Here is a 15894-nt window from a genome sequence, read left to right as displayed (position 1 = left end):
CCGGGGGGCTGGGTCCGGCTGATCTTGCTCGCCTGGCCCGGGCCGGGATCGCTCCGTTGAGTGTGGAGCAGGGGTTGGGGTTGTTCGATGCGGCTGTGGCCGGGGACGACGCGGTCGTGGTGGCGGCGCGCTGGGACACGGCCGGGTTGCGTGCCCGGGCCGAGAACGGCGACCTGCCCCCCATGCTGCGCGGCCTCGTCCGCGTGCCCCGGCAGGCGGTGTCCTCGGCGGCGCACGCGGGCGGCACCACCCTCGCCGGCCGCATGGCCGCCCTGCCCCGGCCCGACGCGCTGCGCCTGCTCGTCGAGAGCGTGCAGGGCCACGTCGCCGCGGTGCTCGCGCACGGCAGCGCCGGCAGCGTCGAGGTGAACCGCCCCTTCAACGAGCTCGGCTTCGACTCCCTGACCGCCGTCGAGCTGCGCAACCGGCTCAACGCCGACACCGGCCTGCGCCTGCCCGCCACGCTCGTCTTCGACCATCCCACCGTCACGTCGCTCGCGGAGTACCTGTTCACGACCCTGGCTCCGCCCGAGGCCGTGCCCGAGGACACGCTCCGCGACGCCCTCGCCAGGATCGACCGGGCGCTCGCGAGCGCCAACGGGGAGGCCGACTCCATCCGCGACCGTCTCGTGCCGATCCTGCAGAGCGCGCTCGCCAAGCTCGGCTCGGCCCCGGCCGCCCGAGGCGGCGTGATGGACCAGATCGAATCAGCCTCCGACGAGGAGATCTTCGCCCTCATCGACAACGAACTGTGACCGCGACCGAGACCGGAAAGGCTCTTCCGATGGGGACCGAGGAAAAGCTCCGCGCCTACCTCAAGCGCGTGACCGTCGACTTGGCCCAGACCCGCCAGCGCCTCACCGAGCTGGAGGAACGCCGCCACGAGCCCATCGCCGTCGTCGGCATGGCCTGCCGCTACCCCGGCGGCGCCACCGTGGAGGACTTCTGGGACCTGCTGCGGCGGGGCGACGACGCGGTAGGCGAGGTGCCGCCCTCGCGCTGGGACGTCGACGCGTACTACAACCCGGCTCCGGGCGTGCCCGGCACCATGTACACCAGGTACGGCGCCTTCCTGGACGACGTCACCGGCTGGGACGCCGAGTTCTTCGGCCTGTCCCCGCGCGAGGCGCTGCGCATGGACCCGCACCAGCGCCTGCTGCTCGAACTGGCCTGGGAGGGCCTGGAGAACGCCGGGCTCGCGCCGTCCCGCCTGGCGGGCAGCCGTACCGCCGTGATGGTCGGCTTCATGGACACGCTCCAGTACGGCAGGCTCCAGCTCGAACTCCAGGACGACGAGGCCGTCTCCGACCCGTACCTGGGGCAGGGGGCCGTGGCGAGCGTGGCGGCCGGGCGCATCGCGTACCAGCTCGACCTGATGGGGCCCACCCTGACCGTCGACACCGCCTGCTCCTCCTCGCTGATCGCCATCCACCTGGCCGCGGAGAGCCTGCGCCGGGGCGAGTGCGACCTGGCCCTCGCCGGGGGCGCCTCGCTCACCCTGCACCCCACGGTGTACCTCCAGGCGTGCGCCGGCCTGATGATGTGCTCCGACGGGCGGTGCAAGACCTTCGACGAGAGGGCCGACGGGTACGTCATGGGCGAGGGCGGCGGCATGGTCGTCCTCGAGCCGCTGTCGAAGGCGGTCGCCAACGGGCGGCGGATCCGGGCCGTCCTGCGCGGATCGGCGGTCAACCAGGACGGCCGCAGCAACGGCCTCACCGCGCCCAGCCGGCGCGCCCAGGCCGACGTCATCACCCGCGCCCTGGCGGCGGCCCGCGTGAACCCCGACGACGTCGACTACGTGGAGGCGCACGGCTCCGGCACCCACCTGGGGGACGCCATCGAGCTGTCGGCCCTGCACGACGTGTTCGGCAGGCGCGACCCGGGCCGTCCGCTGCACGTGGGCGCCGTCAAGACGAACATCGGCCACACCCAGGCGGGCGCCGGGGTCGCGGGCGTCATCAAGACGATCCTGATGCTGGAGAACGGCCTGATCCCGCCCAGCCTCAACCTCACCACCCCGGCCGCCGCGCTCCCTGACGACGGCACCGTCCGGCCGGTGACGGCCGCCGCCCCGCTACCGCACCGCGACGCCCCCACCCTGGCCGGCGTCAGCTCCTTCGGTCTCTCCGGCACCAACGCCCACGTCATCCTGGAGGCTCCACCGGCCCCGTCGCCTCCGGGCGCGGCGGTGGAGGGGAGCGCGCCCGCCACGCCCGCTCCCGGCCCTGCGGAGGAGCGGACCCGGGTGGTGCCGGTGTCGGCGGGTAGCGCGGCGGCGTTGCGGGAGCAGGCGGGGCGGCTGGCCGGCTGGCTGGAGGAGCGGCCCGGCACGGCGCTCGGTGATCTCGCCCGCACCCTGCAGACCGGCCGCGCCGAGCTCGACCACCGCCGCGCACTCGTCTGCACCGGCCTCGACGACGCCGTACGCGGGCTCCGCGCCCTCGCCGGCGACGGCAGCGGCGGCCACCGGGTCACCGGCCGCGCCCGCCTCGCCTTCCTGCTCCCCGGCGTGGGCGACCACTACGCCGGGCTCGGACGCGAGCTGTACGCCGGGGAGCCCGTCTACGCCGCCGCCGTGGACGAGTGCGCCGACCTGGTGGAACGCCACTCGGGCGTGGACCTGCGCCCGTACTTCACGGCCGGACGGCAGGCGGCCCCGCCCGCCGACCTGGCCGCCATGCTGGGCAGGGACGACGGCCACGACCACGCCGGCGACCCGCTCGGCCACGCCCCGGTGGCGCACCCCTTCCTCTTCACGGTCGAGTACGCGCTGGCCCGCCTGCTCCGCCACTGGGGCATCACCCCCGACCTGCTCGTCGGCTACAGCCTCGGCGAGTACGTCGCCGCCTGCCTGGCCGGGGTGTTCTCCCTGGAGGACGCCCTGCACGTCGTGATCGAACGGGCGCACCTCATCAGCGCGGCCCCCGCCGGCCGCATGGTCGCGGTGGCCGCCCCCGAGACCCCCGTCCGCGCCGCCCTCTCCGCCGAAGGGGTGGAGGTCGACGTGGCCGCGCTCAACGGCCCGTCCATGACCGTGCTCAGCGGCCCGCCCGCGGAGATCGAGCAGGCGGCCGCCGTGCTGACCGGCCGGGGCCTGGCCTGCCGCCCGCTGCGCTCGGCCCACGCCTTCCACTCCTCACTGCTCCAACCGGCCAGGGAGAAGCTGGTCGCGGTACTGGAGACGGTCCGGCGGAACGCCCCCGCCGTCACCGTCGTGTCCAACCTGACCGGCCGTCCGCTCACCGCCGAGCAGGCCACCGGCACCTCCTACTGGGCGGACCAGCTCGTCGGCACGGTCCGCTTCGCCGACGGCGTGCGCCACTGCCTGGAGCAGGACGTGACCGCGTTCGTCGAGCTGGGCCCCGGGCAGACCCTCGGCGGCCTGGTGCGCCAGACCATGACCGGCGGTACGGCCGCCGTGCTCGGGACGCTGCCGCCGTACTGGACGACCACCGGGCCGCGCGACGCCCACGCCGACCTGCTGAGCACCTGCGGTGCGCTGTGGGAGCTGGGCGCCGGGGTGAGCTGGGAGCACGTCCACCCGGGCGGCGGCCGCGTGCTGAGCCTGCCGGCGTACCCGTTCCAGCGCACCCGTTTCTGGCCGGAGCCCACCGCCCGGCGGCCCCGGACGACCCCTCAGGCCTCCGAGGCGGGACGGCCGGGGGACGCCGAGATCGGCGACTACGCCTTCGTGCCCGCGTGGCGGCGCGACCCGGCCGCCGGCGCGCTCCCCGCCGCGCTCGCGCTCCCCGGCCCGCTCGTCGTCCTCGCCGACCCCGAGGGCGTCGGATCGGCGCTCGCCGACCTGGCCGCCGCCTCCGGGACCCCGGTGGTGGAGGTGGTGGCGGGCGCGGGACCGCGTCGCGAGGGCCGCCGCCTCACCATCGACCCGGCCGCGCCCGAGCAGTACGCGGAGGCGTTCGCCGGGCTTCCCCCCGGCCCCGTGCACGTGGCCCACCTGTGGAGCCTGGCCGCCGCCGCGGGACTGCCCGGCGACGAGGAGTTGCGGGAGGCCGTCGGGCACGGCTTCGACAGCCTCCTGCTGGCGCTGCACGCGCTGGGCGACCGGCCGGGACGCCTGCTCACCGTGAGCCGGGGCGCCACCGAGATCCTCGGCGGCGACGTGCCGGCCCCCCACCGGTCGCTCGCCCACGGGCTCGGCCGGGCCGCCCGCCACGAGTACGCCGGCCTGACCTGGAGCGGCGTGGACCTGGACGCCGAGGAGGGCTCGCCCGCCACGGCCGTGGCCGCCCAGCTCGCCCGCGAGCTCCTCACGCCGCCGGAGGAGGACGGCTCCCCCGAGGCGGCCGACCCCCTGACCGGCTGGCGCCGCGGCCGCCGCTGGGTCCGCCACTGGATCCAGGTCCCCGACCAGCCGGAACCGCCGCAGCCCTGGCGCGCGGACGGCGCCTACCTCATCACCGGCGGCACCCGCGGCCTCGGCATGGCCCTCGCCCGGTACCTGGCCCGCGCGGGCGTCCGCCGCCTGGCGCTGGTCGGCCGCACCCCGCTGTCCCGCGCCGGCGCCCCGCTCGGCGACGAGAAGGCGGCAGGGGCCTCCCGCGACGGCGCACCCCGGGGCGGCGAGGACAGGGGCGGCGAGGACAGGGCGGCCAGGACGCTGCGGGACGTCGCCGAGCTCGAGGCCCTGGGCGTCGAGGTGCTGCTCCTCACGGCCGACACGGGGGTGCCCGGGCAGCTCCGGGACGCCCTGCGGCGCGCACGCGAGCACTTCGGCCGCCTCCACGGCGTGGTCCACGCCGCCGGGCTCCCGGCGGGCGGGATGGTACGGCGCCGCACCCCGGAGGAGGCGCGGCGCGTGCTGGCCCCCAAGGTGCTGGCCATGGGACCGCTGGCCGAGCTGGTCGGCCCCGGCACCCCCGCAGAGGACCGCCCCGAGGTCCTGGTGCTCTACTCCTCGGCCGTCACCGCGTTCGGCGGCGTCGGCGAGGCCGACTACTGCGCCGCCAACACCGTCCTCGACGCGTACGGCCAGGCGCTGGCCGCCGCCGCCCCCTCCACCCGCGTCGTCTCGGTGGCCTGGGGACCCTGGCGGCACGACGTGTGGCAGTCGGAAGGCCTCAGGACGGCGGGCGGCGGCCTGGCCGGCCGGGTGGCCGACTACCGCGCGCGGTACGGCTTCCCCGACGACGCCGGCTGCGCGTTCCTGGACCGCATCCTGGCCGGCGGCCACGGCGGCGTCATGGCCGTCCGGCAGCCGCTGCGCGAGGTGCTGCGCGCCTGGACGTCCATGCTGGACCTGGACGACCTGGTCGGGTCCGCGGCCGCCGTGCCCCAGGGCGAACGCTTCCCGCGCCCGCAGCTCCGCACCGACTACGCGCCGCCCAGGACCGACGCCGAGGCCGAGATCGCCGAGCTGTGGGGCGCCTACCTCGGCATCGACCGGGTCGGCGTCCACGACCCGTTCTTCGACCTCGGCGGCAACTCGCTGCTCGGCATGGCGATGGTGATGGCCGTGGAGAAGCAGCTCGGCCGCTCCGTCCCGCCCGCGGTGCTGTTCGAGCACCCGACCGTGGCCGCGTTCGCCGCGGCCCTGCACGACGACGGCGCCGCCGCGCAGGAGGCGCTCACCGCCGGTTCGGCACGGGGACAGCGGCGCCGCCGGGCGAGGTCCGGCTCCCGGAAATGACCACCGTTCGAGCAACGGAGAAGAGGACGCGAGACGTGAACGACGACATCGAAAGCCCGGGCACCGACATCGCGATCGTCGGGATGTCCGGCCGCTTCCCCGGCGCGTCCGACGTCGCCGAGCTCTGGTCGGTCATCCGGGCCGGGCGGTCCGGGATCACCCGTTTCACCGACGACGAACTGCGCGCCGCCGGGGTGCCCGAGGACATGCTCTCCGATCCCGCGTACGTCAAGGCCGCCCCGGTCATCGACGGCGTGGAGCTGTTCGACGCGGCGTTCTTCGGGTTCGGCCCCAAGGAGGCGCAGATCCTCGACCCGCAGCACCGGCTGTTCCTGGAGCACGGCTGGGCGGCGCTGGAGGACGCGGGCTGCGACCCCGGGAGGTTCGAGGGCGCGATCGGGGTGTTCGGCGGGTGCGCGCACAGCTCGTACATGCAGAACAACCTCATCCCCAGCGGCATCGGCGCGGTCATGGGCGACCTGGCGCTCGGCCTGGCCAACGACAAGGACTCCCTCACCACGCGGGTCGCCCACGCGCTCGGCCTGTCCGGGCCGGCGTACGGGGTGCAGAGCTACTGCTCGACCTCGCTCGTCGCGGTGTGCGCGGCGGCCACGAGCCTGGCCGGGTTCGAGTGCGACCTGGCGCTGGCCGGCGGCGTCGCGGTCAACGTGCCGCACCGGGTGGGCTACCTGTACCAGCAGGGCGGCATCGCACCGCCCGACGGCGAGTGCCGCGCGTTCGACGCCGGCGGGCTCGGCGCGCCGCTGGGCAGCGGCGTCGGCGTGGTCGCGCTGCGGCGGCTGGAGGACGCGCTCGCCGACGGCGACCAGATCTACGCCGTCATCCGCGGCTGGGCGGTCAACAACGACGCCGGGCGCAAGGTCGGCTTCACCGCGCCGGGCGTGCACGGCCAGGCCGCCGTCATGGCCGAGGCGCTGGCCGCCGCCGACCTCACGCCCGCCGACATCGACTACGTGGAGGCGCACGGCACCGGCACCGCGCTCGGCGACGCCGCCGAGCTGGCCGCGCTCCAGCAGGTGTTCCGCGGCCGGTCGCTGCTGATCGGGTCCGTCAAGACGAACGTGGGCCACCTCGACCGGGCCGCCGGGGTCACGAACCTGATCAAGGCCGCGCTGGCGCTCCGCCACGACGAGATCCCGCCCACGCTCCACCTGTCCGAGCCGAATCCGCAGCTCGCCGGCGGCGAGGCCGCGCTGGACGTGGTCACCGCCCTGCGTCCCTGGCCGCGCGAGGCCGACCGGATCCGGCGGGCCGGGGTGAGCGCGTTCGGCATCGGCGGCACCAACGCGCACGTCGTGCTGGAGGAGGCGCCGCTGGTGCCCAGGACCGCGGAGCCGCCCCGTCCGGAGCTGCTCATCTGGTCCGCCCGCACCGCCGAGGCGGCCGACGCCATGACCGCCGGCCTGGCCGCCCACCTGGCCGGGGACGGGCGCGGGCACCGGCTGGACGACGTGGCCCACACCCTCCAGACCGGCCGCCGGGTGTTCGCCCACCGCCGCATGCTCGTCGCCTCCTCCGCGGAGGAGGCCGCCGCCGCGCTGCGCGAGCCGGCCGGCGTCATGGGCCGCTCCGAGAGCCGAGACGACCGGCCCGTGGCCTTCCTCATCGCCGGGACCGGCGAGCAGTACCCGGGCATGGCGGCCGACCTGTACCGCACCGAACCGGTCTTCCGCGACCTGCTGGACGAGTGCCGGGCCGTGCTGCGCGGGCTCATGGGCGGCACCGACCCGCTCGCCGAGATGCTCGGCCCGCGCCGGGGCGGCGACGGCGACGCGCTCGGCCGCCTCCTCGGCCGCGCCGCCTCCTCCGGCGCGACCCCGACCGAGGTGCTGCAGCCCGCGCTGTTCGCGGTCGAGTACGCCCTGGCCGGGCTCGTGCTCTCGTGGGGCGTCCGGCCCGCGGCGCTGGCCGGGTACAGCCTCGGCGAGTACGTCGCCGCCACCCTCGCCGGCGTGCTGTCCCTGCGGGACGCCCTCGCCCTCGTCACCCACCGGGCCCGCCTCATCGGCGAGCTGCCCGAGGGCGCGATGAGCGCGGTCCCGCTGCCCGCCTCCGACCTCGTGGACCGCCTGCGGCGGGCCGGGATCACGGGGGCCGACGTGGGCGCGGTCAGCGGGCCGCGGCTCACCGTGCTGTCCGGTGAGCCGGCGGCCATGCGCGCCGCCCGCGAGCTGCTGGAGGCGGACGGGGTGCCGTGCCGTCCCCTCGCCACGACGCACGCGTTCCACTCGCGCATGATGGAACCGGTCAGGGAGCGGCTCACCGCGTGGATCGCGGCCAACGTCTCGCTCCAGGCGCCGCGGGTGCCGTACGTGTCCAACGTCACGGGGGAGCCGGCCGCGGCCGGGCAGGTGACGGACCCGGCGTACTGGGCCGAGCACATGTGCGCGCCCGTCCAGTTCGACGGAGTGCTGGCGACGCTGCTGCGCCACGACGCCGACGCCGCGCTGCTGGAGATCGGGCCAGGGCAGTCGCTGGGCGCGATGGTCCGCGGCCACCGCGACTGCGCCCGCGAGCGCTGGCCCCTCATCGTGCCCACCCTCCCCGGCGCGGACGACCCCCGCCCCGCCCAGGAGGTCCTCGCGGAGGCGGCGGGCCGGCTGTGGCTGGCGGGCGCCCCGCTCGACTGGCCAGGCTTCCGCCAGGACCGCCCCGTGGCCAAGGTCGGGCTCCCCACCTATCCCTTCCAGCGCGACCGCTACTGGATAGACGCCCCCGCGCCCGCCGCGCCCGCGACGTCCGCCACGCCCGCCATGCCCGTCGCGGGCCGGTCCTCCGCGCAGGCACGGGCCGTCGCGGGCGGCCCCTCCGCGCAGGCCGCTGAGCAGTCCTCCGCGCATGTGCGTGTTCTCGCCCCGGCCTGGACGCCGGCGCCGCTCGCGGCGCCGCCCGGCGCCGCCCCGGCCGGGAGGTGCGTACTGGTGGCCGGGCGGGACGAGACCGCCGAGGCGGTGGGCCGCGCGCTCCGGGCCGCCGGGAGCGAGGTCGTGACCGTGCGGGCGGGCGGATCCTCCGCCGGGACGCCGGCCGGTGACCACGCCGTCGACCCGGAGTCGGCGGAGGACCACGCGGCGCTGGCCCGGCGGCTGAGCGACGCCGCCGTCGTGGTGGACCTGCGCCTGCTCGACCGCGGGCCCGGCGACCGGCACGCTGACGGGCGCGACGCCGTCCTCCCGCTGGCCCGGCTGCTGCACGCCTGGGGCGAGGAGGGCGGTGGCGACACCCGCGTGCTGGTCGCGACCCGGAACGGGCAGGCGGTGGCCGACGGCGACACCCCGGACCCCGCCCAGGCCGCGGCGGCCACCCTGCCCATGGTCGCCAACCAGGAGTACCTCACCCTCGACTGCGCCGCCCTCGACCTCGCCCCCGACTCGACCCCGCAGGAGGCGGCCCGGGCACTCGCCGCCGAGATCCACCACGGCGGCGCCGACACGTTCGTCGCCTACCGCTCCGGCACCCGCCTCACCCGCACCCACACCACCCACGGGTCCGGGACGGCGGACACCCCCGCCGTCACCGCAGGCCGTACGTACCTCATCACCGGCGGCCTGGGCGACGTCGGCCTGCTCGTGGCGGAGCACCTGGTCAGGGCCGGAGCCGCCCGGATCGTGCTCACCAGCCGCCGCGGTCTCCCGGCCGACCCGGAGCACCCCCGCCACCGGGCGGTCGCCCGCCTGCGCGGCCTCGGCGCCGAGGTGCTCACCCCGCAGGTGGACGTGACCGACGCCGACGCCATGCACAGCATGGTCGCCGACGCCACCGGGAACGGCCGCCACCCCCTGGGCGGCGTCGTCCACATGGCCGCCGAGACGTCGCCGGACACCTTCCGCCCGCTCCGCGACCTCGACGCCGCCGCCCTGGAGAGGCACTTCGCCGCCAAGGTGACCGGCGCCCTGGTCCTGGAGCGGGTGCTGGCCGGGCTCCAGGAGCCCCCCGGCTTCTGCGTCCTGTTCTCCTCCACGTCGGCTCTGCTCGGCGGCATCACGTTCGGCTCGTACGCCGCGGCCAACGCCGCCCTCACGGCGATCGCGCACCGCAATCCCGCCTGGGTCGCCGCGAGCTGGGACACCTGGTCGGTCACGCTCGACAGGATCGAGGGCGGCCTGGGCGCGTCGATGGCCGCGCACTCCATGTCGGCCGCCGAGGCGCTGGAGGCCTTCGACCGGGTGCTCGCCGCCCCGCGCCCCGCGCTGACGGTGGCCGCCGGCGGCCTGGACGACCGGCTGCCGAGGAAGGTGACCGCGACGGTCCCGGCCCGTGCGGACCGGTTCCCGCGTCCCGAGCTCCCCCAGCCGTACACGCCGCCCCTCACGCAGGCCGAGCGCGACCTGGCCGGCCTCTGGTCCGAGGTGCTCGGCGTGGAGCCGGTCGGCACCCGGGACAACTTCTTCGACCTCGGCGGCAACTCGCTGGTGGCGCTCCAGATGCTGGCGCTGGTGAAGCAGCGGTTCGGCGTCGCGGTGCCCACCGTGACGCTGTTCGAGGCGCCCACCGTGCACACCCTGGCCGCCGTCCTCGGCGAACGCTCGGAGCCCGCGCCCGTCCCCGTACGGGTCGTGGAGCAGGCCCCGGCCACCGCCGAGGGCGAGGACCGCAGGATCGCGGTCGTCGGCATGGCGGGCCGCTTCCCCGGCGCCCCCGACGTGGAGGCGTTCTGGCGGAACCTGCGCGACGGCGTGGAGTCGATCAGCTTCTTCACCGAGGAGGAGCTGCTGGCCTCCGGGGTGGCCCCCGACCTGGTCAGGGACCCGGCGTACGTGCCCGCCCGCCCCGTGCTCGACGACGTGGCCGGCTTCGACGCGGCGTTCTTCGGCATGAGCCCCCGCATGGCCGCGATCACCGACCCGCAGCAGCGGGCCTTCCTGGAGGTGTGCTGGGAGGCCCTGGAGCAGGCCGGGTACGCCGCCCCCGAGCACCGCGGCCGGGTCGGCGTGTTCGGCGGCGCCAACATCAGCACGTACCTGCTCCGCCAGACCGCCCGGCTCCTGGAGGGCGACCAGCAGGAGTTCACCGACTTCGAGGTCATCATGGGCAACGACAAGGACGCCCTGACCACCACCGTCTCCTACCTGTTCGGCCTGTACGGCCCCAGCGTCGCCGTCCAGACGTTCTGCTCCACGTCGCTGGTGGCCGCGCACCTGGCCGTGCAGAGCCTGCGCAACGGCGAGTGCGAGCTGGCCCTGGCGGGCGGCGTCTCCATCCGCGTCCCGGACCGGGTCGGCCACCTGTACGGCCCCGGCGGCCAGGAGTCGCCCGACGGCCACGTCCGCACGTTCGACGCGCAGGCGAAGGGCAGCATGTTCGGCGACGGCGCGGCCGCGGTGCTGCTCAAGCGGCTGCCGGACGCGATCCGCGACGGCGACCACATCTGGGCCGTGATCCGCGGCTCGGCCATGAACAACGACGGCGCGCTCAAGGTGGGCTACACCGCCCCCAGCATCGTGGGCCAGGCCAGGGTGATCGCCGACGCGATGGCCGACGCGGGCGTCACCGGGGACGACATCAGCTACGTCGAGGCGCACGGGACCGCGACCGAGCTGGGCGACCCGATCGAGGTGGCCGCGCTGGCCCGCGCCTTCGGCGCCACGGGCGAGAAGGGCTACTGCCCGATCGGCTCGGTGAAGACCAACGTGGGCCACCTGGACCGGGCGGCGGGGGCCAGCGGCCTGATCAAGACGTCGCTGGCGCTGCGGGAGGGCGTGATCCCGCCCAGCCTCCACTACACGACCCCCAACCCGGAGATCGACTTCGAGGACGGCCCGTTCTACGTCAACACCGAGCTGTCCCCCTGGCGCACCCGCGACGGCCGCCCCCGCATCGCCGGGCTCAACTCGCTCGGCATGGGCGGCACGAACGTTCACATGGTCGTCGAACAGCCCCCCGTCAGGGAGGACGCGGAGCCGGCCGCGCACCGCCACCACGTCCTGCCCGTCTCCGCGCGCAACGGCGAGGCCGTGGAGCAGGCCTGCGACCGGCTCGGCCGCCACCTGGCCGCCGAACCGGCCGTGCGGCTGGCCGACGTGGCGTACACGCTGCAGGCCGGGCGCAAGACGTTCGAGCACCGCCGCGCCCTGGTCGCCGGCGACGTCGCGGCGGCGGCGAAGGCGCTCGGCGAGCGGACCGGCCTGCTGGGCCGGGTCGAGACCGTCCAGGGGCGCCAGGTCGCCTTCCTCTTCGACGGCGTCGGCGAGCAGTACCCCGGCCTGGCCGGCGACCTGTACCGCCACGAACCTGCCTTCCGCGCCGCCTTCGACGAGTGCCTGGCGCTGCTCGGCGACGACCTGCCGGACCTGGCCGGCCTGCTCACGGGAGAGCGGGGCGGCGGCGCGGACCTGGCCGCCCTGCTCGGCCGCGGCGGCACGACCGGCGGCGCGACCGGTGGCCGGGCCGCCGCGCTCGAACGCACCGAGGTCGTCCAGCCCGCGCTGTTCGCCGTCGAGTACGCCCTGGCCCGCACCCTCATCGCGTGGGGCGTCACCCCGCGGCTCATGCTCGGCTACAGCCTCGGCGAGTACGTCGCCGCCACCCTGGCGGGCGTCCTGTCGCTGGAGGACGCCCTGGCCCTGGTCGCCCACCGGGCCGGGCTCATCGCCGGCCTCCCCGCGGGGGGGATGCTCGCCGTGTCGCTCCCGGCCGACCGGCTGCGCCGCCGCTTCCGGCTGGACGAGCGCGGCCTGGACGTCGCCGCCGTCAACGGCCCGCAGGTCACGGTGGTCGCCGGGCCCGGCGAGGCGGTCACGCGGCTGGCCGCCGACCTGCGCGCGGCCGAGGTGCCGTGCCGCCCGCTGGAGACCACCCACGCCTTCCACTCGCGGATGCTGGAGCCGCTGAGCGACGAGCTGACCAGGTGGGTGGCGGACAACGTGCGGCTGAACGCGCCGCGCCTGCCGTACATCTCGAACGTGACCGGCGAGGTCGCCGACGCCGCGCTCGTGTGCGACCCTGGCTACTGGGCGCGGCACATGTGCGCGACCGTCCGGTTCGCCGACGGCGTCGGCAAGGTGCTGGCCGACCCCGAGCTGGCCGTCGTGGAGATCGGTCCCGGGCAGTCGCTCGGCGCGCTGGTCCGCGGCGCGGGCTGCCCGCCCGAGCGCTGGCCGCTGATCACCCACACGCTGCCCGCCGCGAGCGACGCCAGGCCGGGCGACCTCGCGCTGGCCGACTGCCTGGCCCGCCTCTGGTTGTGCGGCGTCACCGTCGACTGGGACGCCTACCACGGCAGGACGCCGGCGAACGGCGGGGCCCAGGACGCCGGCCGGGCGGGGGAGAGCGCCCTCTGGACCGCGGAGGCCGTCCCGGGCCGGATCCCGCTGCCCGCCTATCCCTTCCAGCGGCAGCGCCACTGGATCGAGCCCCCGGCCCCGCGCCGGCCTGCGATCGGGGCGGCGGCCGAGCCGGACGACATCTTCGACGCCATCACGAGCCTTCCCAGGCTCCCGGAGGACCACTGGCTCCACCTCCCCGTCTGGCGCCAGAGCGCACCCCCCGCCCCCGCGGCGGACGGCCCCGCCTCCTGGCTGGTCCTCACCCGCGAGGGCCTGGCCGACACCGTCGCCGAGAGCCTCAGGGCCACCGGCGCCACCGTCACCCTGGCCCGCCCCGGCGACGCCTACACGGCCACCCCGGACGGGGACCACACCGTCAGGCCGGGCAACGTCGCCGACCTGCGCGCCCTGCTCCGCGACCTCAAGGCCGCCGGCCGCCCCCTGGACCGCGTCCTGCACCTGTGGGCGCTGGAGCCGGGCGAGGACACCACGGCCCGCGGCCTGCACACCCTCGTCGCCCTGGCCAGGGCCGCGGGAGAGGCGGGCGTCGCCGCCTGGTCCCTGGACGTCGCGGTCTCCGGCACCCAGCAGGTCATCGGCGACGAGGTCACCCACCCCGAGGGCGCCACCCTCACCGGCCCCTGCCTGGTGATCCCCCTGGAGTACCCGGGGGTGACCACCCGCCTGATCGACCTCCCGGGCGCGCCCGCGCCCGGGGACCTGGCCGCGCTGGCCGCCGAGCTGGCCCGCCCGCAGGCCGACCGCACGGTCGCCCTGCGGAACGGCCGCCGCTGGCTCCCGGACTACGAGCGGCTGCCCGCCGACCCGCGGGACGCGCCCTTCCGCGACGAGGGCGTCTACCTGATCACGGGCGGCCTCGGCGGCATCGCGCTCGGCCTGGCCGAGCACCTGGCCCGCGAGCACCGCGCCAAACTGGTCCTCCTGGCCAGGACCGGCCTGCCGCCGGCGGACGGCGACCACGACGAGACCGCGAAACGGCGCGCCGCCCAGGTCCGCGACCTGGTCGAGCTGGGCGCCGAGGTCGAGATCGTCGTCGGCGACGTGGCGGACGCCGCCGACGCGCGCCGGGCGGTGGACGCGGCCCTGACCCGCTTCGGCGCGCTCCACGGCGTCCTGCACGCCGCGGGCGTCCCCGGCATGGGCCTCATGCAGTTCAAACGGCCCGAGGAACTGGACGCCGTCCTCGCCCCCAAGATCGACGGAACCCTGGCCCTCGCCGAGGCGCTGCGCATCGGCGGGCCGGACGAGGTCGAGCTGGACTTCCTGGTCCTGTTCTCCTCCATCACCTCCGCCACCGGCGGCGGCCCCGGCCAGGTGGACTACTGCGCCGCCAACGCCTTCCTCGACGGCTACGCCTGCAAGCTGGCCGCCACCGGCCGCCGCGTCGTCGCCGTCGACTGGGGCGAGTGGACGTGGAACGCCTGGGAGGCGGGCCTGGCCGGGTACGAGGAGGAACTGCGCGACTTCTTCCGCCGCAACCGGGCCAGGGTCGGCATCGGCTTCGCGGACGGCTGGCGCTCGCTCCGGCGCGCCCTGGCCTCCGGCGAGCCGCGCGTCGTGGTCTCCACCCAGGACTACCCCACCCTCGTACGCGGCAGCTCCCGCTTCACGCTGGAGGCCGTCACCTCGCCCGACATGGGCGGCGGCGACCTGCACCCCAGGCCCGAGCTGGTCACCTCCTACCAGGAGCCGACCGGTCCCACCGAGGAGAAGGTGGCCGCGATCTGGCGGGAGTCGCTGCGGCTGGACCGGGTGGGCGCGCTGGACAACTTCTTCGAGCTCGGCGGCAACTCGCTGCTCGGCGTGGCGATCGTGGCCGCCGTACGCCGGGCCTTCGACCTGGACGAGCTGCCCCCGCACATCCTCTACGAGGCCCCCACCGTGGCCGCGCTCAGCCGGATCGTCGAGGCGCCGGCCTCGGGTACGGCGCCCGCGCAGGCCGACGCCGAGGGCAGCCACGTGCGCGCCCAGCTGCGCCGTTCGGGCCTCGAAGCCTCCGCCGCCCGGAGGCGCGCACGCCAACCTCAGGAAACCCACACATGAGAGGCAAGATCCACCATGAGCGGAACGGAGCGGACATGAGCCTGATCGGAGTGATCGGCGCCGGCGTCATGGGCGTCGGCGTCGCCCAGAACCTCGCCCAGACCGGCCACGACGTGGTGCTGGTCGACAGGGACGAGAAGATCCTGAGTGACGCGCTGGCGGCCGTCGCCCGCAACACCAGGATGAGCCGCCTCATGGGCGGCCCCGCCCTCGACGTCGACGAGGTGCTGGCCAGGATCACCACCGCCGTGGGCGCGGAGGGCGCGGCCAAGTGCGACCTCGTCATCGAGAACGTCACCGAGGACTGGGAGACCAAGCGGCAGGTGTACGAGACGCTCGACGCCGTCTGCGGCCCCGGCACCGTCTTCGTGGTCAACACCTCCGCCATCCCCATCACCAAGGTCGGCTCCGTCACCACGCGGCCCGACAAGGTGATCGGCGTGCACTTCATGAACCCGGTGCCCGCCAAGCCGGCCGTGGAGCTCATCCCCGGCGTGCACACCTCCGAGGAGACGGTTCAGCGCACCCGCGACCTGCTGTCCGCCATGGGCAAGAAGTCCGTGGACGTCAAGGACTCCTGCGGGTTCATCTCCAACCGGGTCCTGATGCTCACCGTCAACGAGGCCGCGTACCTCGTCCACGAGGGCGTGGCCGACGCCGAGTCGGTCGACGAGGTCTTCCGCAGCTGCTTCGGCCACCCGATGGGGCCGCTGGAGACCGCCGACCTGATCGGCGTGGACACGATCCTCTACAGCGTCGAGGTGCTCTACGAGCACTACGCCGACAGCAAGTACCGGCCCTGCCCGCTGCTCAAGCAGATGACCGACGCCGGCCTGCACGGACGCAAGTCCGGCCGCGGCTTCTACACCTACGCAACGAACTGAATGGAGT

Annotated in this window: 4 protein-coding genes; all 4 read left to right on the top strand. The window is 75.9% G+C overall.

The genetic code is table 11. From position 1 onward, the window contains the following. The coding region (locus FHS22_RS35270; protein ID WP_260408611.1) for a phosphopantetheine-binding protein at positions 1-755 on the top strand (755 nt) is incomplete at its 5' end. Positions 756-784: 29 nt separating this feature from the next. Next, a complete protein-coding gene (locus tag FHS22_RS35265) occupies positions 785-5653 on the top strand; it encodes a type I polyketide synthase (RefSeq protein ID WP_184948547.1) in 4869 nt (1622 codons plus the stop codon). Between the two features lie 35 nt (positions 5654-5688). Further along, on the top strand, positions 5689-15003 hold the full coding sequence (locus FHS22_RS35260; protein WP_184948546.1) for a type I polyketide synthase: 9315 nt from the start codon (positions 5689-5691) through the stop codon (positions 15001-15003). A gap of 35 nt (positions 15004-15038) precedes the next feature. Continuing rightward, positions 15039-15887, top strand: coding sequence for a 3-hydroxyacyl-CoA dehydrogenase family protein (locus FHS22_RS35255; RefSeq protein ID WP_184948545.1), 849 nt, complete (start codon positions 15039-15041; stop codon positions 15885-15887). The last annotated feature ends 7 nt before the right edge of the window (positions 15888-15894 follow it).

The organism is Thiemannella venezuelensis (assembly GCF_014203605.1).
Taxonomy (GTDB): domain Bacteria; phylum Actinomycetota; class Actinomycetes; order Streptosporangiales; family Streptosporangiaceae; genus Planomonospora_A; species Planomonospora_A venezuelensis.
The sequence above is the reverse complement of the archived record's forward strand: the minus strand, read 5'-3'. Positions and strand labels throughout refer to the sequence as shown.

What these genes read in the sequence shown, in the direction of transcription:
- FHS22_RS35255 (WP_184948545.1), top strand. Translation starts at nt 15,039, where the DNA reads ATGAGCCTGATCGGAGTGATCGGCGCCGGCGTCATGGGCGTCGGCGTC.
- FHS22_RS35265 (WP_184948547.1), top strand. Translation starts at nt 785, where the DNA reads ATGGGGACCGAGGAAAAGCTCCGCGCCTACCTCAAGCGCGTGACCGTC.